Origin of the sequence: Nitrosococcus watsonii C-113 (assembly GCF_000143085.1) — a bacterium.
Lineage (GTDB): Bacteria > Pseudomonadota > Gammaproteobacteria > Nitrosococcales > Nitrosococcaceae > Nitrosococcus > Nitrosococcus watsonii.
This window is the reverse complement of sequence record NC_014315.1, coordinates 914,991-935,824: the sequence shown is the minus strand read 5'-3', so window position 1 is coordinate 935,824 and position 20,834 is coordinate 914,991. Positions and strand designations below refer to the sequence as shown.

Sequence of the window (20,834 nt, the reverse complement as noted above, 5' to 3'; positions counted from 1 at the left end):
CTTCACCTTGAAGCAGACCATCTCGGTCTTAAGGCTCTCTCGATGGTAGAGTCGTAAGGTTATGAACTTGCTATAGTTATACTAAATAACTTTGTGACATCATGAGTTTTTCGATATTTTCTCCTGAGAACTGCCTTTGTTTTTTGAGTAGAGCAAAGGATGGTTCAATGGGGTTGACATCGGGTGAGTAGGTTGGGAGTGGAAGTGAGGTATGCCCGGCTTTCTCAAAAATGGCTTTGATATCAGATTTTTTGTGAAAGCGGGCATTATCCATCACAATAACGCTTGGTTTTGTTAATTCTTTAAGCAAAAAATCCTTTAGCCACATATTAACCCAAGCTGTGTTGCAAGAGCCTTTGAATATAACCGGTGCCAGCCCTTGTTCTCTGCGCTGGGCGATGATGAAGTTCACCTCCTTGCGGTTGTTTCCCGCTACATCTCCCTAAATTTTTTGGCCCCCTGGTGCCCTCCATGCGGGCGATAGCTGTGTTTTTCAAAGCCGCTTTCATCACAATAAACACTGTTCTCCTGACCGTGACTTTTGAAGCGCCATCGGGCAAGATAATTCGCCCTTTGCATAGGGCAGTTTTCGGCATATCTACGCGCTTTTTTTCTGGCGCAGACTGGACCCAATTGCACGGGTATGAACGCCAAAGTGAGCGCCGCGCTCTGAAAGTTTAGCATCAGGATAATCCTGAACATGGCCCTTTAATGCCGCCTTATCCAGCTTTCGATAACGAGGCCCATGCCGCTTAGGGCATAAACCTTCACTCGTCCACCAGCGATATAGTGTGTTACGGGATATTTTGAATAGGCGCCCGGCTTCTCTCCGGCTTCCGCCCTCTTCGATAAAGCTCACCACATTTTTACGAAAGTCTAAGAAATATAGTATTTCTTAATAAGAATCAGACATGTTATCATTAGGGATGACTTATCAAACGCCCCATAGGATAGCTGTCTTATCCTTTATCGAAGACGGTGGTGGCAAGGTTGAAGCTGCCAGAATTTTCAAAGTATCCCGTGACACGATTTATCGTTGGCTTAGGCTTGATGAGATTGCTCCGAAACCACCGCCAAAAATGCGTCATCGCAAGATCGACAAGGATGCCTTATGTGCCCATGTTAAGAAGTATCCTGATATGTTCTTACGTGAACGTGCGGCTGTATTTGGTGTCCACACGAGTTCAATGGGGCATGCTTTATCAAAGATAAAAATCAGTAAAAAAAGAGCGCCGTTATTTAGAGCGAAGCTTTATGAAAAGGCAGAGGTTTTTACGCCGCCTGCGCAAGATGATTAAGAAATATGGCTCTGAAAACGTTGTTTACTTTTGAGCGGCTGGGCGCCAGCCGGGCAAAAACTCTACGCTGATGTCAAAGGAAAGCGGGAAAAGCGAACCAATTTACTTATGGCTCAGCGCGGCAAAGAATGGCTGGCACCGTTTGTTTTTACAGGCTCTTGTACAGGAAAAACGGTGAATGCGTGGATAGAGAAATTTCTGCTCAAAGAGCTGGATCTCCCCAGCATTGTGGTCATAGATAATGCGCCCGTGCACAACAAAAAGACAATGCGCTCACTTCTCAAAAAACATGGCCATGCCATGCTGGCTTTGCCACCTTATTCTCCAGATTTTAATCCCATCGAACAATCCTTTAGCGCCATGAAAAAATGCCGCGAAGGCATGCCCGTAGAAACAACCGTTGAAGAACTCATAATCTCCTATTCTTAATAAGATATACTATACTTTCCTTAGATCATTTAGATCATGGTGTGGCGGCTAGGTAAGTACCTTGAAAAATTCTCTAGTAACACGGCAAATCCCCGCAGAATCCAACCGCCTGCCCATAAACCAGCGTGCCTCTGGCCGCTGTTTTCCAGCACGCTCTCCCAGGATTGGGGAACCTTTATTTGCAGAAACGCCAAAACTCCACGGGTTGCTGGAGCGATCAGGCGCAGGGAACGGGATAATCAACCACCTTAGCCGAATATTGTTCCTAAACAGCGTGCAAAGCCGGATTATGAGGGCTCCCGCTATCTGGGCGCTGAAGGGTTTCCCCAGGGGTCTTTCCATGGGCATTCTCTGATAAACCGGATTCAAGCCCGTAATCTGCTAAAATCAGCCTCGGTTCTAACATCCACTTATATATAGACCATGGCGCTAAGCGTAGGCTGCCACCTTTTCCCCTGGGAAAAGGCTATGCTCATGCTCTTGCCTGCCCATGGCCCGCAACAAAGACACCCAGGAGCATCTCCATGATGGAACACGGCTTTGATTTCACCCCGGTACTGATTTTCCTGACGGCCGCGGTGGCACTGGTGCCCCTGTTTCAAGCCCTGGGGGTCAGTCCCATCCTTGCCTATTTGGCCGCTGGCGCCATCATCGGCCCCCATGTCCTGGGGTTAATCAAGGAAGTGGAAAACATCGGCCATGTGGCGGAATTTGGGGTCATTTTTCTCTTGTTTACCATTGGCCTGGAATTATCCATTCTCCGGTTAATGAACATGCGCCGAGAGGTACTGGGCCTGGGTACCGTTCAAGTATTAGTAACCGCCTTGCTTATCGGCTATGGAGCTCACCAGCTAGGCAGTTCCATGGAAGTCGCGATTCTAATTGGTGGCGGCTTGGCCTTTTCCTCCACCGCCATGGTAATGCAGTTACTGGCCGAGCGGGGCGAAAGCGCCAGCCGCACCGGCCGTGGCGCCTTTTCCGTGCTGTTGTTTCAAGATTTGGCGGTGGTGCCCTTTATGGCCCTATTGCCCCTCTTGGCGAGTGATGGCAGCGATATTGGAAAAGCCATGGCACTGGCGGGAATCAAGGCGATACTCGCCCTTTTGGTCATTTTTCTCATTGGCCGTTTCCTGCTCAGCCCCCTCTATGACCTGGTGGCCCGCACCCATAATCGTGAACTCTTCGTCGCTACCACCTTGCTTATCGTATTGGGCACCAGTTGGGCCACTGGCCGCATGGGATTGTCACTGGAACTAGGCGCTTTCCTAGCGGGTCTGCTGCTAGCCGAAACCCAATACCGCCATCAGGTGGAAGGCGATATCAAACCCTTTAAAGGACTATTCCTGGGGCTTTTCTTCATGTCAGTAGGGATGACCATTGACTTGCAGCTAGTATGGACCCAGATCGGCACAGTGCTACTATTGCTGCTCAGCCTGTTAAGCCTGAAATGCACGGTGCTTGTCCTCTTCTGCCGGTTGTTTGGCTTTCCCATGGCTACTGCCGTTCATATTGGGTTATTGCTAGCCCAAGGGGGCGAGTTTGCTTTCGTGCTCTTTGGCTTCGCCATGGTTCTAGGTATTATCCCTACGGAGATCGGCCAGCTTCTCTTAGTCACTGTCAGCCTCAGCATGGTGCTGACTCCCTGGTTGGCAAGCCTGGGAGCCTACCTCTCCCGCCGGCTGACTCCGCCTCTAGCCAATCAAGAGGAGCGCATTCAAACCGCTAGCGAGGATTTGCGTAATCATGTCATCGTGGGAGGGTTTGGACGGGTAGGACAAACGGTAGCCCGGCTGCTGCAAAACTATAATGTGCCTTATATTGCCCTTGATGTGGACCCTTTTAAGGTTGCCCAAGGACAAGCACAGGGCTATAGCGTCTATTATGGCAGCGCCGCCCAGATTGATGTGCTCAAAGCGGCAGGTTTAGAATGGGCTCATTTGTTGGTGATGACCCTGGATCACCATCCGGAAAGGACTCAGTATTTAATCAGCGACTTGCACCGTTCCTATCCCGATTTGGAAATTCTGGTGCGGGGACGGGATCAAATCCAGAGCAAGCAATTGCGCCAAGCCGGCGCCGCCGCGGTAATTCCCGAAGCCCTAGAAGCCAGCTTGCAGCTTTCTAGCCTGACCTTAAAATGCTGGGGGATTCCGCCGGAAGCCGTGGAACAGGCTTTAGAGGAAATACGCCGCGAAGACTATGCCCCCATTGTGGCCTTGCTCGCCAAACGGCGAAAAGCAACAGACAAATGAAAAAGCCAGTTATGGTTATCTCCTTCTTCCCCTAGGGATATTTGCCCCATGATTCATTACAAAAGGCCGACGGCACGTCTAAAAAAACAATCCCGAAGAAAAATCTACCACGGGCTTGCCGAGGTCCGGGATTACTTCAGCGCCCACGCCTTCAGCGCCTCCCGGCGGAAGTATTTCCAGCATGTTGAAGCTTACTGCATGTTTCTGGGCTCTGGACGGAGCGGGCACAGTATGCTTGGGGCCCTGCTCGATGCCCATCCCAACGTACTCATTGCCAATGAATTCAATCTGATGAAGCGTCTTAAATTTGGCTATCATCAAACCCAGCTTTTTTACCTCCTGATGAGGTATTCACAAAAGTTGGCTAAACGGGGGCGCATCGCCTCGGGCTATGATTATCGGGTTCCCAACCAATGGCAAGGAAAATTCACGCAGCTCAAGATTATCGGTGATAAAAAAGGCGGCGGAAGCGTCGAATCGATAAGAAAAAACCCTGCATTGCTAGATAAACTTCACCATGTCATCAAAGTGAAAATCAAATGCCTTCATTTCATGCGAAATCCCTACGATAACATTACCACCATGGCCAGGAGAAAAAAGGCCATGGGCACCGTAAACTCCACTGACCTAGCACGGGCTATAAGCTCATATTTCCGTAGAATGGAAACTATCCAGCAAATAAAAAATAGACGGCGCCTGGACATTCTCGATATGAGGCACGAAGACTTTATTCAAGATCCCCAGGCACAACTTGAAAAAGTCTGCGAATTTCTCCAGATCGAAGCTTCCCACGATTATCTCCAAGATTGCGCCAGCATTGTCTACACCCAACCCCATCGGAGCCGTCACAAAATTGACTGGCCCCCGAGTTTGATAGAGCGCGTACGGAAACACATCGCCAGCTACCCCTTCCTCGCTGATTATACCTTTGATAATTAACCGGAGCACTGGCTTGACGGGACCGAAGCTGTCTCCGAAACTCCTGTCGATTCCAGGGGAGCGTCTAAAAAATGAAGCAACGCATGGCGGTATTCGCGGACGTTGAAGGTACCAATATGACGGGTATCGGTAGATAGAAAGAATTTGGGGGAGCGAGCGGCGGCAAAAAGCTCCTCGCCATGATGATAGGGAATAATCTCATCCTCCTTGCTGTGAATAAGGAGCAACGGTGTGGGTGAAAGCTGGGCAATGTAATCGATGGGATCATACGACCCTGGCAGCAACCAGGACAGGGGATACTGAAATGGCCAGGTCAACCAAAAGCTACCAAGCTTTTCCCGGGCAATGCCCCGATAACGGGTAAAAGCGGCATCCACAATGACGCCATCCACTCGTTCGTGTAAATCCGGAATAGCGGCGCCAAAAGCAACCAAAAGAGCCGCCCCCAAACTTTGTCCCAACAAGAACACGGGTTTTTCCTCGCTTTCGGGCCGTGCTAACAACCACTGGTAACCCGTTTCGATATCCTGCAACGCACCGGCAATATCCGGGGAACCGGTCGAGCGGCCATATCCCCGATAGTCCAGCAGAAACACTTGATAGCCATGGGCAGGAAGCCACATGACGCTAGCGATATGGGTGCTGATATTCTCCGCATTGCCGTGCAAGAAGTAAACCGAGCCGCACAGTTTCCCCTGCGCATGAAGCAACCAGCCATGGAGGGAGTAACCATCCGGCGTGGATAGCGTAACGTCCTCATAGGCTAGGCCAAGCTGCTTGGGAGTAAGCATCTCCTCCTTGCCCGGCAAAAAGAATACCTGGCTGCAGCCACTCAAATGAATAAAAAAGATGACTAAACTCAATCGCCCCACTAACGACCTAGCGACGGATACCCGTAACCTGCTCCCCTCAGAAATAAATCCGAACCCCGCCTTGGAGGATAGTGGCATAAAAATCCCCGCTCTTCTCCCGTCCTATATTGAAAGTCAGCCCCCAGCCGGGCGGCCAATATAAATTCAGACTGGCGCTCCCCCGATAATAGGGATCTTCATTCTGGCCCGGGAAAAACTGACTCTGGGCTTCGACCCGAAAACTTCCCCAGTACCGTTGTAAATTCCAGCCCAGGGCGATGCCCGGCGATAGTTGGTAACTATCCGCAAGCTGGGTGCTTACCCGACCGGTACCGGTAGCTAAAGCATAGGCCAATCCATGGGCAATACCGTAACTCACTCCTGCCCCGCCTTTAAGATAAGCGGCCAAGGGGCGCGTCCCTTCACTGGTCAACTGGCGATCCGCACCAAAACCCGCTTGCCATGAAATGGGACGGAAGAAGCGATCCCGGGCAGACAAGGAAATAATATCCACCACATTGAGTTGTTCCAGCTCAAGTTGATTGCTTTCCCAATAATAACGCAACTCCGCATTTAAAAACTGAAGCTGAGAACCAAGTCGGTAACCTGGCGCTGGGTCCGAAAAATCATGATAGGCGGGCCGCAGCGACAAACCCAGATAAGGGCGGTGGCCTTGGCGGCCCGCCATAGCCATCATGCGGCCGGTCGGATGACCTTGATCATCCCGCACCTTGGGTCTGGGCGCAGTTGATAAGCTAGATGATTCCGGTAGCTTACTGCGCGCTTGCAGCAACTCATAAGACCAATCAGCGGTAGCCTCGCGGGCTAGTTCCTCCTTTTGGGCCCGATAGCGCATCAGTTCATAGGCTGTTTCCAAAACCGCCGCATACCGCTCCGGCGCTAAATCGGCAGTGGCTTTCTCAGAAGGAAGCTGTTGGCTTTCATTCATTGAAAATACCCAGTGGCGCTCGGAAGCCTTGAGTTGGCTTAAATGGTGGCGTAACTCGGTCGCCTGGGAGGGGCGAAAATAAACTGAATCGACCAAATTATTGGCGACCACAATACGCACCGTATCGGAAGGAATGGCCCGCAAAATGCTCACTTGGGGAATCAGCCTGGTGCCAGGACGGGCTACATCAATCAGGGCCAGCAGACGATAGGCACAGTTTTCGTCAAAGAAAAAATAATCAAACCTCTTATCTTTTATTTCCCAGACATGGCGAAGTAACTGGGTCACCTCATCAGGACGCAGATTCAACTCGTACTCCCACAGATCCCGGTTTTCCAGTTTGCTATAGAGGCGAAGCTTGTCGAAATAAGGCTCTACCGTGGTGATTCCCGGATAACCCCCAAAAATACCCCGGTAAGCAAACATGATTTCGCTGTCATGGGCTGCGGCATCCGCGGCATAACTGACCGTGCTGGCTAGAATCAGGCTGTCCTGATTGAGGCTGGGCGGATCTAGCCTCAAAAAAGTATGGCCAAACATGGAGGATGGACTATTGAGATAGGAGGAGGCGAATACCAGGGTAACCCGGACCGTATTCAGACGCTCCAGCCAGCTTGCAAGCTGTGGGCATGGCACCGCCGGAATACGGGAGAAAGGTTGACCCTGTTGTTGCAGCCAATAAAAGCGGGCAGGAAAGCGGCATTGGGGATGAGTCCCCTGGCCATCCCCATTGCGCAACGCCATGAGCGTTGCCGCAAGCTCCCCATGGGGATCGGTTTTCCCGTCTTTGGCAAGAAAGAAACGGGGATCGTCCGCCTGGCTTTTGTGAGCCCATCCCAGCACGGTCGGTCGGTAATGAAGCAAGGCCCACCACGCGGGGCGTTCCGAAAGCTGCTGTTGCTGGGCTGCCGCCAGCAGTTCCTCCAGGGTGGGAATCTCCGCCTGGGTCCAGCCGCACATACCATTAAGAAGACAAAATAAGCCCAGGTGGCGAAGCATGAAGGTGGAAAAAATGGAGTTATGGGAAAAGCTGGGATTATAACTAAGCGGTCTGCCAGATCAGAAGATCTTAGAAGCATGAAGCCGGTCGAGTGCCCGGCTTCATGGCTTCAGCGTGAGAAATTAACTTAGATATTTGGCTAGGGCGGCATCCCCTTTCATCACTTTTTCTAGCCCAGAGAGGGCTTCCTTAGAAGTGACATTCTGGTTGGGAAAGATAACACTGAATTGATTTTTTACCGTGGCCTTAAAGTGGTCCTTATCGGCTTCCTGAACCTTCATGAGCGTTATCAAGGCGTTCAGATGCTCGCCCTTGCCACGGCTCATATCTGTTGCCAATTGTTCCATGTTTTGATCAAAAAAATTGGCGGCCATCACATCAATGGGCTTGCTGGTATCACAGCCCAAGGTGCCCGTGGTCATCCCAAACGTTTGGTTACCAAAACTAGCATTAGTGGTTGCCGCCAGTACGTGTGGAGCAAGCCGATCTTGCCCTTTAAAGAGCACGGAACCAGCCCCGCAGCCTGGCCCGCTATCGGCGAATGCAAACCCAGAAATAGCAGCTAGCAGTAGGCCCAAAAATACTTTTCTCATTATTAATCTCCCTGGTTAGTGGGTTTATCAAGGGACGGCAATATTGAATTAAACCCATGGCTTATCACAACATCGCCGGCTTACTTAATCATAAACAGTATAGTGTTAATTTTTTAAATATCATGAAATCCAATAGCTGAAAGAAACGTAGGGCTGTTAGCCTTCCTAACTGAGTAGTAGCGCATCCCACCAGCCGCGAAGCTGGCAATTAGAAGATCATCCCGGCGCTATTCGGTATTTTATCCGCCTATTAATAATGCGGCTCTTTGCTCAACAACCCGATTCTGATTATCACTCATATTACAATAGCTCTAACCTCCGGTGGATTCGGAATAGTATAGCCGTTTCAACTCCAGTCTAGCCCCTTTTTTCGCACTTGACCTAAACGCTCGCGTCAAACATTCAGCCACTTAGGCGTTACCACAGCAGATTTGTCATTTTATTTTTTACGACTAGCACTGCTATGAGGTGGGGTGTTGCTCTGAGGTACTTGGCTAGGCGAGCTATTCGTCCACAAATTTAACATCTTTAATTTACAATATCCTAGAATATTGCCGATACAAAGCAAATTATTTTATTATCAAAAACTTAGTTACGTTTTAATAGGCGCCGGGGCACGCTCTGAGGCTTTTCCCAAACGAACTATTTGTCCATAAATTTAACACTGTAATCTACAATGACCTAGAGCGTTGCCGGTACAAAAGTAAAATATGATTGTTATTGATAGTCTTATTAAACTTCGGCATGAATTATGCTTGAATTTCCTTGCCTTACTTCCGAATCAGTAAGCCAGTAATGCTTTGGCTTAGCTTATTCAAATAGCAAACCACCTTCAGACATTACTGTGAGGCGGCCCACCACAACCAAGCATTTCCACATTTACAGACAATTCTACAGTTCTCATGAAAGTTTATGGGACAGCAATGACCGGGAACCATGTTTTCTAGTCCATGGATGGCAAACCCCTGATCGAGGAGAACATATGAAATCTAATACCATTATCGCTGCACTAACGACAGCGGCCCTCTTAATAACCTTAAGCAGCTTGGCCTATGCAGCCAGCCACCGTGAAGCGCCTTTAACGGCCCTGGATGAGAAAGCCGATATCACCGACTTCTTCGCTTTTGTCAGTTACGACGATGCGACCAAGGTTACCCTGATCCTGAGTGTCGATCCCCTTCTGGAACCGGGTAACGGGCCTAATTATTTCCCCTTTGATCCGGAGATTCTCTACGCTATCCGCATTGATAATGATAAGGATGCCATTGAGGACGTGACTTTTGAGGTTCAATTCCAAACCGAGATACGCGCACCCAATGTCTTTACCGGCTTTGTAGGGACCGATGGCGGTATTGCAGCGCCGGAAAACTCTCCAGCACCGGTGGCTTCAGGCACGCCCCTTATTCCCCCAGCTATCACCACTCTGGAGGGGCCTGGTTCCGAGGGGCTAAGCTTACGCCAGACTTACACCGTGACTCTGGTGAAGGGCAGTGGTCGAGGTGCATCCCGTACCAAATTAGCCACAGGGTTGATCGCTGTGCCTTCTAATGTTGGCCCCAGGACTATGCCCGACTATGACTCCCTGGCTATCCAAGGCATCCATAATTTAGGGGGAGGAGTTCAGGTTTTCGCCGGTACCGTGGAAGACCCCTTCTATATAGACTTAGGCGCAGCCTTTGACACTTTCAACTTTCGTGAGTCCGTAGCCCCTGGTGTCCTAAGCGCTGCCCAAGACGCCAATGATAATCTGAACTTTGCTCCAGATGAAGTAGCGGGCTACAACGTCAACGTCATTGCCATCGAGGTACCCATCACCTTGCTCACCGCTGACGGTGCTTTGCATGCCGCCAATGAGCCCGAGGCGGTCATCGGTACTTGGGGCACCACTTCCCGGCCTCGGGTCAAGGTCTACTCCACCCGACCCAGACAGGAAGCGCTGACTTCGAGAAGCTTTGTACAGATCCAACGAATGGGTAATCCTCTGATCAATGAGTTGATTATCGGCACCGGCTTCAAAAACGAGTGGAGCCGCAGCGCGCCGGCCAACGATGATCAATTCGCCGATTTCGCCCTGGACCCCCTGCTAGCGCGGGTGTTTAATGCTCTTACTGAGGGCGCTCTGGCTATCCCTGCGCCACCCCGCACTGATCTTCTGCCCCTGGTCCAGTATATGGCCCCCATCTGCCCCGGCTGCACCAAAGCTGATACAGGCCCAATCGCCGATCTGCTGCGCTTAAACACGGCCATTCCCCCCACGGCCGCGGCTAACCGCAGCCGGCTGGGCTTCCTAGCCGACGATACGGCGGGCTTTCCCAACGGTCGGCGGGTTTCTGACGATGTGACCGATATTGCCGCCCGGGTAGTAGCCGGAGGTGTGCTGGCCGCGCCCTTTCCCGGTTATGACCCCGAGGTTAATGGCCGATTAGGGGATGGAGTAAATAGCAACGATACAGCCTATCAGGAAACTTTTCCCTATGTAGGCTTTGCCCAGTCCGGGCGTAACAGCCGCCATATTGATCCCAATGAGATGGGCTGCGATGGTATCTGCCCTGAGGACTAATCGTCTGATAATCGATAATAACGATAACAGCCGTTAATACCGGACGGGACCGAACCGTCCGGTTTTTCTTGCAAAATTGAGATAAGGAAAGAGAACGTGAACAAAAAACGCTTAGTAGTCCTACTGGCCCTGGGATTAGCTGCCCCCGTGGCTGGGGCTATTCCTGTGACTATCATTCCCAGCGCTGCCGATATTCTCGGTGAAGCGAACATTGAAGAGAGTAGCGGTGATTTGCTGTCGGACAATTTCGTGGCAGGTGGACCGCCATTGCCTCTCAATGACGATATCTTGCTCAGTACCGCCAATGGCAGCACCGCCGCTGCTTTCGCCGCTGTTGACGAGGATCTGCTGCTTGTCAATACGGAAAGCATTGCCGGAACTAACGAGTCCGCTGATGCCTCCAGCACGTCATCCTTCTCTGGTGACTTCACCGCTCCTGGTGGAGCGCTGAAGTTCACGCTAGATTTCGATATTCAACAGTCGGAATCAGGTGGGCTGGCTAATACCTCGCTAGCCTTCTCTATCCTAGGCCCTTTTGGGGTGCTAATAGAGGAGGATCTCCTATTTACGGGGATGGCGGATAAAAACATACCCTTTATTAGCAATTTTAGCCTGAACCCCGGCGATATGGCCACCTTAGATATTCTATTAAGCTCTTCAACCCAAGCGGATGCCGGTACCTCTGCCCTTAATCTGGCTAATGCTACCTTTCTGGTGGAAACCGTCGAGGTATCAGCGCCCTCTACCCTAATGAGTTTACTGGTGGGACTTGGGATTCTGGGAGGAGCGAGGCACGGCCGACGGCGCTGGGAGGTTAGTTCCGGCGCCGGCTGACTTTCCCAGCAGTAGAGAATCCATCCTTAAAGGCTTAGTGAACCAGGAATAGCGCAAGCAGTTTTCGCCACCTACCTACCTGACGCTATTTCTGGGCCTTAGGATAGCACCACCACTCCTAGGCTGCGTTCTAGCAGCCATACCAGGGCAATCCCCGCGACGGCCAAGGAGCCACCTCTCAGCACCGCCTGACGGTAAAACCACGTCTCCCGCAGGACAAAGGCCAAAGGAATAAACAGGGCGACAATGGCCAATTGACCTGTCTCAACCCCCAGGTTGAAGCCAGCTAGTGCACTCGCCATGGTCCCGTCCGCTAGCCCCAGATCCGTGAGTACGCCGGCGAAGCCAAAACCATGAATTAGACCTAAGGCGAAGGCAATCATCCACTGGCGACCCCACCCCAGGGGGTAGAGGTTATTGAGGGCTGCCACCACCACAGTTAGCGCGATGGCTGACTCCACCCAGCGGGCCGGCAGGTCCAGCCAGCCTACCACCGCTAGGGTCAGGGTGATGGAGTGAGCTACGGTAAAGGCGGTGACGATAGCCGCTATGTTTTTCAGCGCCGAACCCAAGGAGGTCACCGCCCGCCAATGGTCTCCGTCCCGCCACAGCACCGCTGGCAGTAGCAAGGCCATCAGGAACAAGATATGGTCGAAACCGATCCAGATATGCCACACTCCCTCCTGCCAATACTCGGCTAGCACCGTGGTCCAGGGCCGCCCCGTAACGGCCAAGGTTAGAGCCGGGCGTTGGGGGGAGAGAATGGCGGTATCACTCCCCCCCTCGTGCTGTACTTGGAGCAGGCCCCGATGGGAAGGGTCCAGGTCGAAAAACAGCCGGTAATCCACAGTCAGGGGTCCGGGGGCAGGGCAGTCCAAGGTTAAGGGGAGGACCGTATAGGTCCCATCGCTGTGATCTACCAGCTGCTGAGCGCCAGGAGTGAGGAGGCAGTCTCCTTTATCGGTGGAAAGGGTTAGCCGAGCCAGAACGTAGGCGGCAATAGCCGGGTGGCGGGCTCGCACTTCCCCCCAGGTCAGTAGGCCGTTCCGGTCGACGTCCAGACCGATGGCATGTTCCAGATCCCGCAAGGCAATGTCCCAACGCCCAGTCCCAGCCGCCGGATTCAAGATCAGGTAGCTATCACTGGGCTTATGAGCCAAAGCCGACGGCGGTAGGAGCAGCAGCAGAAACAGAAAGATGAAATTACGACTTGCCATGGTCGCTCATTTCCCGCAGGCGTTGTTGGAGGGGGGCTAGGGTGTGATCTTGCAGACCCGTTTCATCTAACCAGTCTAGCACCGGGGTGGCAGCCTCAGGCCGGCTAGCCGCCAGGGCTGCTTCTAGCACCAGGTGGGCGTCCCGAGGTTCGCGTTGGTTCTGCCAATTCTTCAGAGCCAGTTCTAAAGCCCGTTGCGGATTATTGAACAGATGGAGGGTAGCCCGAGCGGCCTCCCGCAGATGGAGTGTATCACCGCGGCGACGGGCGGCGGCCATTCGATCTTCAATCAGGCCCAAATGGCGGCTTAAATACGGGTGATCCAGCCGGGCCTCGGCCAAAGCCAGGCGCAGCAGGAGACCATCAGCCTGGGTTTCCCCATTCAATAGATTTAAAACTTCGCTGGGCCGATCCTGATTTAACAGCAGATCAGCGTAGGCCCCCAATAGGTAGGTATCTCTCACTCCTAGAGCCAGCGCCTGTTGGAAGGCCATTTCGGCGGCATCCTCCTGGCCTAGGGTGCGCGCCAATTCCCCCTGGACCGTCAAGGCCCACTGGCGCGTGGTGGGATCGTCTCCCGGACGGGACAGAGCCCGCTCCAACAGATCGTAGGCCGCCTCCCCCCGTCCCAGTTGGCCACTAGCTGCGGCGCTACAGGCTGCTACTGTCAGGAGATCGACCAGCCGCATCAACTTCAGGCAACTTGCCAGAGCCTGGCGGGGCCGTCCTTGGACCAGTAGTACCACAGAGCGACTCAGCCAAGCCTGGGTATTGCGGGGCTGACGGGTTAGGACGGCCTCCAGATCCTCTAAGGCAGGCTCGAAGTTGTGCAGAGCCTGGCGGATAATGCCCCGCAGCAACTGGACCCGAACCGGTGGGTTGGACTGCTCCCACCAAGGAGTCAGAGCAGCTTGGGCGTAGCCATAATAGCGGGGATCGGACTCGGCTCGGCCCAACTGGATATAACTCCGGGTTAACTTTAAGGCAACCCGAATGTCATTGGGGCGGACCGCCAGCCGGGTCCTTAAGGCAGCCAGTTTTTTCCCTTCAAGGAGCTGGCCAACAGGCAGGCGTTCTACCACTGTTGCGTCATCGGCGGGGATGTAAGGCTGACCGGCCCACAGGGACATCGACCAGACCAGAACCAGCAAGCCCACGCCCCAAAATTTAGCAGAGGTTGATGCCATGGCATTTCCTGGCGGGGTCTGGCGATCAGCCAATGGGGACTGCATGCTTGATTCTCCTCACGGGTGGACAATGATTCCACGAATTCTAATACATTTAAGGAGTGCAGGGACGCACGACGACCCCGACCAGCGAGCGTGCGAAACGAAGTGGCGCATCGAGCGCGACCTGGCTGCAGCAGGCAGGGGGCCAAGGTGACTTGCCTTTTGCCATCAATGGGCGCTATCATTTTCCCGTTGCCACAAGCGCAACCTACCCTCGGTAGGAGGGGAAGTGATGCGCGTGGAGGGTGATATCCAACTCTTAGCCTTGCGCGCTAAGCCGTGGCCAGCTAAGGGCACTCTGTGAAGCGCGAATTTGCCAGACGGATGAGGTTTTGTAGGAACAAAACTGAAATCAGTCATGGCGAAACTCCAAGGCAAAGATACAGCGGAGGCAGTATGATGAAGGTATTGCAGATGACATCCTCTAATTACTCTTTTGCTTATTCATTGACCGAGTAAACGATGCTCGCCTAACAGATAGGTTTCAATCTGTTTTACTGTTTGCAACAGGGCCGTATAAGCACCACCGCATAAATTATATAATTAATCCTGAGGTAAACTCAGAAGTTTACCTCAGGATTAATTACGGTGAGCAACACTGGTACCACATAGACACTTGACAGCAAGCAGTATGGGGCCGCGTCGCATGTCTGCAAAAAAACGAAGCGCCAGCGAACTTTATCTTCCGATCACTGCTCGTTTGTTATTCAAGCGCTTGTCTGCCTGACTCTGCCCACTAGAGTAAAATAGCAAGCAGGGCGGGAAAGCGGCAGCGCATCCCGCCTATCGCGAAGCCGGCGATTAGAAAATCATTTCGGGCTACCTGGTATTTTATCCACTGCTCAACACCCAGGTTCTGGTTCTCACTTATATTACAACAGGTCTACTTTCCTGGATTCGGGATAGCATGGCCCTTTCAACTCCAGGCTAGCGCTTTTTTCGCACTTGACCTAAACGCTCGCGTCAAACATTCAGCCACTTAGGCGTTACCACAGCAGATTTGTCATTTTATTTTTTACGACTAGCACTGCTATGAGGTGGGGTGTTGCTCTGAGGTACTTGGCTAGGCGAACTATTTGTCCGTAAATTTAACACTTTTAATCCAGAATTACGTGGAGTGTTGTCGATTATGGAATAAATTATGATGGGTATTGATAGTTCTATTAAGCTTTGGCATGAATTATGCCCAAGAACTCCTTTACCTCTACCTCGCTTCCGAATTTAGCAAGCTATTAATGCTCAGACTTAACTTATTCAAATAGCGAGACTTTCAGACGTTACCGCGAGGCGGTCTGCTACAACCAAATGCACGTCGCTTGGATAAGCAACAGGACAATCTTTAGAGTTATCGCTGTCCCATAATTTATCCATTATCTTACGGCGCTAATAATGGAGAAAAATAATGCCTTACACTATACGCAACATAATTTTTTCTTTTTTTGGAGTTTTTTCAGCCCTCATAGTTGCTGCACCTTCCTTTGCTGTACCCCTTACTGTTTCCTACGGGGCCATCATTGGATTTGATCCGACCGCTACTGTTGGTACGGGTGGGGAAAACGCGCAAACACTTATTGATGAACTTTTCGGCACCGGCATCGGCTCAACAGGTTTGGTAAGCGTCACCGGCTCCTTTGCTTAGATGCGCACGCACGGCAGTGCCAAGCCACCGAATCGGCAAGAAACGATCAAGCCGAAGCCAACAAGGCATCAACCTATGGAGAAAAACTGTAAGTGAGGCTAATCGCGAAAATAATTACCGCCGCTATCACTGTTGTGCTGCTCGGGCATAGTTCGGGGTTTGCGCAGCAAAATCTCTTCAATGTCCCCATTCCGGAAACGGCGAAACGCCATGAAATCTTCCTCCAACAGCAGGTGAATATTTTGCTTTCAGGCACGTTAGGTACATCGAACACGACCATCGACTATGGCCTGGCGCCCGATTTCGAGCTTGGTATGAACCTCTTCAATTTTCAGCTTTATCCTAGCGAGACTCCCCCGGAATTGGGCAATGCGGATCAGGCTGGCCTGCTCGTTAACGGGCAAAAGACCTTCTCGCTCTCTGATATATTCACTGTTGGCCTAGGGGCCCAAGCTGGAGTAAGCACTACAAATGCCACCGATTTTCTTAGCTTCAACTGGCTTGTCGGAATGTATGAGCCCGAGTCGCGCGCGTATGGACGCTATCTTGCTGGGGCCTATGCTGGCAACCAGAATTATTTGGGCGATGGTAATAGGATCGGCTATATGCTCGGCGCTGAAATCCCCCTCATCCAGAATAGGCTTAATTTTGTGGCGGACTATCTCTCCGGCACGAACAATTCGAGCGTTTCCGCCATAGGCATTGTCGCCAATGTATGGCGGGACTGGCAATTATCGTTGGGGGCCCAGCTCCCCAGTCCAGGCAGTCCGAATGGCTACGGCCTAGTCTTTGAATTAACGCGAATCCCCGGCCTCGTTGCCAGCCCTATCTTCGGCCCGTCAAATTCTAAGTCGCCTGGGTTCTGACTAGGCGGGGGGTGTCTCCTGGAGCAGGGGGCGAAAAAAAGTAGATGGGAAGCGTCTGTAATAAGGACGTAGGCCGGATTAAGCGCCGCGTATCCGGCAAAAATCAGGCCGCGCTAATCAACAACTCCATAAACTCATCCACGGGCATGGCCGCCAAACGCTCCCGATCAGCAAAAAGATCCAAAATCCTCTGGCACCGTTCTGGAGGAAAACGGCCATCCAGGCTATGCTGGAATTTATCCCGCAGCAGGGACAACGCCTCGGTACGCCGCCGCCGGTGGCCTAAAGGATAAGCTACCTCCACCCGAGGGGTGCTGCTGCCATCGCTGAAAAACACTTGGACCGCATTGGCAATCGCCCGTTTTTCGGGATCTAGATAATCCTCGGTAAATTCCCGTTTCTCGACCACCTCCATCTTCTCCCGCAGGGCGTCAATCCGGGAATCACGGGCCGCCCGCTCATCCTCGTAATCCTTCATGGTGATCTGCCCATCCAACAAGGCTACCGCTACCATGTATTGCAGGCAGTGATCCCGGTCCGCGGGATTATGGAGAGGGCCGGTTTTGTCAATGATCCGCACCGCCGGCTCCTGGGTCTCAATGACAATCCGCTCCACCTCCGATAATCGGGACATCACCTGGGAATGGAGTGAAATCGCCGCCTCGATGGCGGTCTGGGCATGGAATTCCGCCGGATAGGCCACCTTGAAGAGGATGTTTTCGACCACATAGCTACCCAAAGCCTGCGTCAGAACAAAAGGTTTTCCTTTAAATAACACTTCATAAAACCCCCAGCCAGGGGCCGTCAAAGCAGACAGGTAGCCCATCTCCCCCTGCAAGGCCATCAGGGCCAGGCGCAGCCCCCGGCTGGTGGCGTCCCCGGCGGCCCAACTCTTGCGGGAGCCAGTATTGGGGGCATGGCGGTAAGTCCGCAGGGGACCGCCGTCCAACCAGGCATTGGAAAGAGCATTGATAACCCGCTCCTGAGTACCGCCTAATAAAGCGGTCGCTACGGCGGCGCTGGCCACCCGCACCAACACCACATGATCCAGTCCCACCCGATTAAAGGCATTTTCCAAGGCGAGGACACCCTGGATTTCATAGGCTTTGATCAATGCGGTCAGCACCTGGTCCATCAACAGCGGTAGCGCGCCTTCTTGCCGCCGCTGACGGCTGAGATAATCGGCAATGGCTAGAATAGCCCCCAAATTATCGGAGGGATGGCCCCATTCGGCGGCCAGCCAAGTGTCATTGAAATCCAGCCAGCGAATCATGGCGCCGATATTGAAAGCGGCCTGGACCGGATCGAGGACATAGCCAGTTCCCGGCACCCGGGCACCACCCGCGGGGAAAATCGCGCCGGGAACCACAGGGCCAAGCAGGCGGACGCAAGCGGGGTTATCCAGGGCAAACAAGGCGCAGCCGAGGCTGTCCATTAAGCAGTCATGGGCGGTCTCATAAGCTTCGGGATGAGCGATTTTTTCCTGGAGAACATAATCCGCCAGAGTCGTTAGTACTTCATCCGGCGGTGGCCCCTGGGCGGAACGTTTGTCATTGCTCATGGAAAAGTCTGCTAGTCACGCTGCTCAATAGGCACGAAATCCCGTGGCTCGGGACCCCTGTACTCAGCCATGGGACGAATCAAGCGATTATCAGCCCGTTGCTCCATGATATGGGCGGCCCAACCTGCCACCCGCGAGCAGACAAAGAGGGGCGTATAAAGATGAACGGGAATGCCCAGAAAGCGATAGGCCGGGGCAGTATAAAAATCCAGATTAGGAAACAGCCCCTTTTCTCGCTTCATGACGGTCTCGATCCGCTCGGCGATGGGAAATAAGCGGCTGTCCCCCGCCCGTTCCGCCAGTTGCCGGCACCGCTCCTTGATAATGGCGTTCCTGGGGTCGGCGTCTTTGTATACCCGATGGCCAAAGCCCATGATTTTTTCTTTGTTTTCCAACGCCGCCAGAACCCCCTGCTCAGCCTCATCAGGCTCCTGGAAACGTTCGATAAGCACCATCGCCGCCTCATTAGCGCCCCCGTGCAAGGACCCTCGTAGGGTGCCAATAGCCGCCGTAACCGCGGAATAAAAATCGGAGAGGGTGGAAGCGGTCACCCGGGCGGCGAAGGTGGAAGCCGCAAATTCATGTTCAGCGTAAAGAATAAGGGAGGTATCCAACACTCGCCGGGAAACGGCCTCCGGGGTTTCCCCATGGAGCAGGTTTAAAAAGTGCCCCGCCAGGGATTCTTCCTTCGTATCCGTATCAACCCGGATACCCTGATGGTGAAACTGATACCAATAGAGCAGCAGGGAAGGAAACAGGGCCAACAAACGATTAGCAATATCCCACTGCTGATTCTGATCTATTTCAGGTTCGAGACAACCCAGGGCCGAACAGCCCGTGCGCATTACATCCATGGGATGGCTATTGCCCGGCAGGGCTTCTAGCACGGGCTTGAGTCCTTCGGGCAAGCGACGCAGGGACTGTAACTGCTCCCGATACTCTGTTAGCTGAGCACGGCTAGGCAGTTGACCATAAATCAGCAAATAGGCCACCTCCTCAAAACTGGCCCCCTCGGCTAGCGCCTCGATGGAATAGCCCCGATAGGTCAATCCCTTGCCTTCTTTTCCGACTGTACTGATAGCCGTTTTGCCAGCGGTAACACCAGCCAGACCGCTACTGCCTTTTTCTGAATTCATGGCTTTTCCTTCTGTGGCGGATGGACATTTCGCTGGCGCTCATATTCATGGTAACCTAATATGTCATAGAGCGCTTCCCGCGTTTGCATCCCTTCGATTAAGCGCCGCTGAGTCCCTTCCCGGCGCAGGGTCTCGTAAACCTGCAAGGCCGCCGCACTCATGGCCCGGAAAGCGCTTAGAGGATAGAGCACTAGCCGGACTCCCGCCTCGCCTAGTTCCTGGACGGTCAATAAGGGGGTCCGGCCAAACTCGGTCATATTGGCCAGCACCGGCGCTTGCACCGCCTGGGCAAAATGCCGGTATTCCTCCAGGGAACTCAAGGCTTCGGCGAAAATCATATCCGCCCCTGCCTCCACATAGCGCCGCGCCCGCGCTATTGCGGCCTCTAGCCCTTCCACGGCGTAGGCATCGGTGCGGGCCATGATCACAAACTGGTCCTCTATGCGCCCCCTGACTGCCGCCGTCACCCGGGCCACCATTTCCTCGGTACTGACCAGGGTCTTACCTGGCCGATGGCCGCAGCGCTTGCCCTGCTCCTGGTCCTCCAAATGCACGCCCGCGGCTCCAGCCCGGTTCAGAGTTTCCACGGCATGGGCCACCATAAGTCCGTCCCCCCAGCCAGTATCCCCATCCACCAGCAGGGGCAAATCGGTTACCGCCACGATACGGCGAACCTCTTCCGCGACCTGGGTCAGGGTAGTCAATCCCAAATCCGGTAGGCCAAAGGAAGCATTGGCCACCCCGGCTCCGGAAAGATAAAGCGCTCGGAAACCTGCCCGTTTAGCCAGCAACGCGGCATAGGCGTTGATGACTCCCGCCACTTGCAAGGGCCGCTCCACTGCGGCGGCGGCCCGCAAGCGGGCGCCAGGGCTGCGGTTTTCAGTCATAGATTTTCTCGATATCTAGGGTTTTGCCGGATACGCGAGGCTTATCGGGAACTACGCGCTTTATTACTGAACGATAGTGACCGCTGCGTTGACGTACCGGATGACCTTCTCGCTGACACTGCCGAGCAGCAGCGACTCAATACGCGACAAGCCCCGCCGGCCCATGACCACGAGTGGTTGTTCGGATTGCTCTCCTAGGTAATCTATGTAGCGGATGATTTCCTCGGCGGGATCGCCAAAAAGCACTTGCTCCTCAGTCTTCCGCTGGGCATCGCCGATAGCCTGGTGAGCCTTATCCAGGGCTCTACGGGCGGATTCCTCCTTCGAACGCTCGATATCCTCCCGGGATAGCTGAGACATCCCCACAATCTCGCTGGGAGTAGCGGGAAAAATATAGAGAAACCTCATTTTCCGGCCGGTGGCCTGGGCGAGACTGTCCCCAAAGCGGGCTGCTCGTTGTGAACTCTCGGAGCCATCTATAGGCACAATAATAATTTTGAACTCAGCACTCATAACATTCCTTCCTTATCCTGATTAACTGCTAAACTGTAACTATTCTACCGGCTAACCTTATAAATAGGGCCTCATTATTGTC

Annotated in this window: 18 protein-coding genes and 1 pseudogene; 8 read left to right on the top strand and 11 right to left on the bottom strand. The window is 53.0% G+C overall.

Going from position 1 to position 20,834, the window contains the following annotated elements; all coding sequences use genetic code 11:
* Positions 1–76: 76 nt before the first annotated feature.
* Positions 77–418: pseudogene (locus tag NWAT_RS04430) on the bottom strand (transposase); the annotation flags it as partial.
* Positions 419–598: 180 nt separating this feature from the next.
* Positions 599–892: an IS630 transposase-related protein gene (locus tag NWAT_RS17965; protein WP_041350482.1), complete on the bottom strand. Its 294-nt coding sequence runs from the start codon at positions 890–892 to the stop codon at positions 599–601.
* A gap of 19 nt (positions 893–911) precedes the next feature.
* On the opposite strand from NWAT_RS17965, the gene NWAT_RS04420 reads away from it, so the two are divergent.
* The 4 genes from NWAT_RS04420 (at position 912) to NWAT_RS04405 (ending at position 4,918) form a co-directional block, all read left to right on the top strand.
* Positions 912–1,298 carry an IS630 transposase-related protein gene (locus NWAT_RS04420; RefSeq protein WP_013219945.1) on the top strand — a complete coding sequence of 129 codons (387 nt, stop codon included), beginning with the start codon at positions 912–914 and terminating at the stop codon, positions 1,296–1,298.
* Between the two features lie 30 nt (positions 1,299–1,328).
* The gene (locus NWAT_RS04415) at positions 1,329–1,727 is read left to right on the top strand and encodes a transposase (protein ID WP_157679802.1); all 399 of its coding nucleotides are present in this window, start codon (positions 1,329–1,331) and stop codon (positions 1,725–1,727) included.
* 524 nt (positions 1,728–2,251) lie between these two features.
* A complete protein-coding gene (locus NWAT_RS04410; protein WP_013219943.1) occupies positions 2,252–3,979 on the top strand; it encodes a monovalent cation:proton antiporter-2 (CPA2) family protein in 1,728 nt (575 codons plus the stop codon).
* Positions 3,980–4,027: 48 nt separating this feature from the next.
* Positions 4,028–4,918, top strand: a complete 891-nt coding sequence (locus tag NWAT_RS04405) for a sulfotransferase (RefSeq protein ID WP_013219942.1) — start codon at positions 4,028–4,030, stop codon at positions 4,916–4,918.
* Here NWAT_RS04405 and NWAT_RS04400 read toward each other — a convergent pair.
* The 3 genes from NWAT_RS04400 to NWAT_RS04390 all read right to left on the bottom strand — a co-directional run bounded on the left by NWAT_RS04400 (position 4,915) and on the right by NWAT_RS04390 (position 8,311).
* Positions 4,915–5,868: an alpha/beta hydrolase gene (locus NWAT_RS04400; RefSeq protein ID WP_013219941.1), complete on the bottom strand. Its 954-nt coding sequence runs from the start codon at positions 5,866–5,868 to the stop codon at positions 4,915–4,917. The two genes, NWAT_RS04405 and NWAT_RS04400, sit on opposite strands and share 4 nt — an antisense overlap.
* Complete coding sequence (locus tag NWAT_RS04395; protein ID WP_232420207.1) at positions 5,828–7,678, bottom strand: Lnb N-terminal periplasmic domain-containing protein; 1,851 nt, start codon at positions 7,676–7,678, stop codon at positions 5,828–5,830. Before NWAT_RS04395 ends, NWAT_RS04400 begins: the two co-directional genes overlap by 41 nt.
* 162 nt (positions 7,679–7,840) lie before the next feature.
* Positions 7,841–8,311: a DUF3015 domain-containing protein gene (locus NWAT_RS04390; protein WP_013219939.1), complete on the bottom strand. Its 471-nt coding sequence runs from the start codon at positions 8,309–8,311 to the stop codon at positions 7,841–7,843.
* A gap of 982 nt (positions 8,312–9,293) precedes the next feature.
* Between NWAT_RS04390 and NWAT_RS04385 the strand changes: the two genes are divergently transcribed.
* Positions 9,294–10,871: a DUF4331 domain-containing protein gene (locus NWAT_RS04385; protein WP_013219938.1), complete on the top strand. Its 1,578-nt coding sequence runs from the start codon at positions 9,294–9,296 to the stop codon at positions 10,869–10,871.
* Positions 10,872–10,967: 96 nt separating this feature from the next.
* A complete protein-coding gene (locus NWAT_RS04380; protein ID WP_013219937.1) occupies positions 10,968–11,705 on the top strand; it encodes a hypothetical protein in 738 nt (245 codons plus the stop codon).
* A gap of 98 nt (positions 11,706–11,803) precedes the next feature.
* Here the strand turns inward: NWAT_RS04380 and NWAT_RS04375 are convergent, their stop codons facing one another.
* A complete protein-coding gene (locus NWAT_RS04375; RefSeq protein ID WP_013219936.1) occupies positions 11,804–12,922 on the bottom strand; it encodes a HupE/UreJ family protein in 1,119 nt (372 codons plus the stop codon).
* Positions 12,909–14,153: a tetratricopeptide repeat protein gene (locus tag NWAT_RS04370; protein ID WP_013219935.1), complete on the bottom strand. Its 1,245-nt coding sequence runs from the start codon at positions 14,151–14,153 to the stop codon at positions 12,909–12,911. The genes NWAT_RS04375 and NWAT_RS04370 overlap by 14 nt, the downstream gene beginning before the upstream one ends.
* A 1,399-nt stretch (positions 14,154–15,552) precedes the next feature.
* On the opposite strand from NWAT_RS04370, the gene NWAT_RS04365 reads away from it, so the two are divergent.
* Positions 15,553–15,789 carry a hypothetical protein gene (locus NWAT_RS04365; protein WP_013219933.1) on the top strand — a complete coding sequence of 79 codons (237 nt, stop codon included), beginning with the start codon at positions 15,553–15,555 and terminating at the stop codon, positions 15,787–15,789.
* A gap of 92 nt (positions 15,790–15,881) precedes the next feature.
* Positions 15,882–16,655 (top strand): hypothetical protein, encoded by a 774-nt coding sequence (locus NWAT_RS04360; RefSeq protein WP_013219932.1) that lies wholly within the window; start codon positions 15,882–15,884, stop codon positions 16,653–16,655.
* 103 nt (positions 16,656–16,758) lie between these two features.
* Here the strand turns inward: NWAT_RS04360 and NWAT_RS04355 are convergent, their stop codons facing one another.
* The 4 genes from NWAT_RS04355 to NWAT_RS04340 form a co-directional block, all read right to left on the bottom strand.
* Entirely contained in the window at positions 16,759–18,216 is a 1,458-nt protein-coding gene (locus NWAT_RS04355; protein WP_013219931.1) for a bifunctional 2-methylcitrate dehydratase/aconitate hydratase, read from the bottom strand.
* Positions 18,217–18,227: 11 nt separating this feature from the next.
* Complete coding sequence (prpC, locus tag NWAT_RS04350; protein WP_013219930.1) at positions 18,228–19,352, bottom strand: bifunctional 2-methylcitrate synthase/citrate synthase; 1,125 nt, start codon at positions 19,350–19,352, stop codon at positions 18,228–18,230.
* Entirely contained in the window at positions 19,349–20,239 is an 891-nt protein-coding gene (gene prpB, locus NWAT_RS04345; RefSeq protein ID WP_013219929.1) for a methylisocitrate lyase, read from the bottom strand. Before prpB ends, prpC begins: the two co-directional genes overlap by 4 nt.
* 63 nt (positions 20,240–20,302) lie before the next feature.
* A complete protein-coding gene (locus NWAT_RS04340) occupies positions 20,303–20,752 on the bottom strand; it encodes a universal stress protein (RefSeq protein ID WP_013219928.1) in 450 nt (149 codons plus the stop codon).
* Between the last annotated feature and the right edge of the window lie 82 nt (positions 20,753–20,834).

What these genes read in the sequence shown, in the direction of transcription:
- NWAT_RS04420 (WP_013219945.1), top strand. Translation starts at nt 912, where the DNA reads ATGTTATCATTAGGGATGACTTATCAAACGCCCCATAGGATAGCTGTC.
- NWAT_RS04410 (WP_013219943.1), top strand. Translation starts at nt 2,252, where the DNA reads ATGATGGAACACGGCTTTGATTTCACCCCGGTACTGATTTTCCTGACG.
- NWAT_RS04405 (WP_013219942.1), top strand. Translation starts at nt 4,028, where the DNA reads ATGATTCATTACAAAAGGCCGACGGCACGTCTAAAAAAACAATCCCGA.
- NWAT_RS04400 (WP_013219941.1), bottom strand. Translation starts at nt 5,868, where the DNA reads ATGCCACTATCCTCCAAGGCGGGGTTCGGATTTATTTCTGAGGGGAGC.
- NWAT_RS04395 (WP_232420207.1), bottom strand. Translation starts at nt 7,678, where the DNA reads ATGTGCGGCTGGACCCAGGCGGAGATTCCCACCCTGGAGGAACTGCTG.
- NWAT_RS04390 (WP_013219939.1), bottom strand. Translation starts at nt 8,311, where the DNA reads ATGAGAAAAGTATTTTTGGGCCTACTGCTAGCTGCTATTTCTGGGTTT.
- NWAT_RS04385 (WP_013219938.1), top strand. Translation starts at nt 9,294, where the DNA reads ATGAAATCTAATACCATTATCGCTGCACTAACGACAGCGGCCCTCTTA.
- NWAT_RS04375 (WP_013219936.1), bottom strand. Translation starts at nt 12,922, where the DNA reads ATGGCAAGTCGTAATTTCATCTTTCTGTTTCTGCTGCTGCTCCTACCG.
- NWAT_RS04370 (WP_013219935.1), bottom strand. Translation starts at nt 14,153, where the DNA reads ATGCAGTCCCCATTGGCTGATCGCCAGACCCCGCCAGGAAATGCCATG.
- NWAT_RS04365 (WP_013219933.1), top strand. Translation starts at nt 15,553, where the DNA reads ATGCCTTACACTATACGCAACATAATTTTTTCTTTTTTTGGAGTTTTT.
- NWAT_RS04355 (WP_013219931.1), bottom strand. Translation starts at nt 18,216, where the DNA reads ATGAGCAATGACAAACGTTCCGCCCAGGGGCCACCGCCGGATGAAGTA.
- prpC (WP_013219930.1), bottom strand. Translation starts at nt 19,352, where the DNA reads ATGAATTCAGAAAAAGGCAGTAGCGGTCTGGCTGGTGTTACCGCTGGC.
- prpB (WP_013219929.1), bottom strand. Translation starts at nt 20,239, where the DNA reads ATGACTGAAAACCGCAGCCCTGGCGCCCGCTTGCGGGCCGCCGCCGCA.
- NWAT_RS04340 (WP_013219928.1), bottom strand. Translation starts at nt 20,752, where the DNA reads ATGAGTGCTGAGTTCAAAATTATTATTGTGCCTATAGATGGCTCCGAG.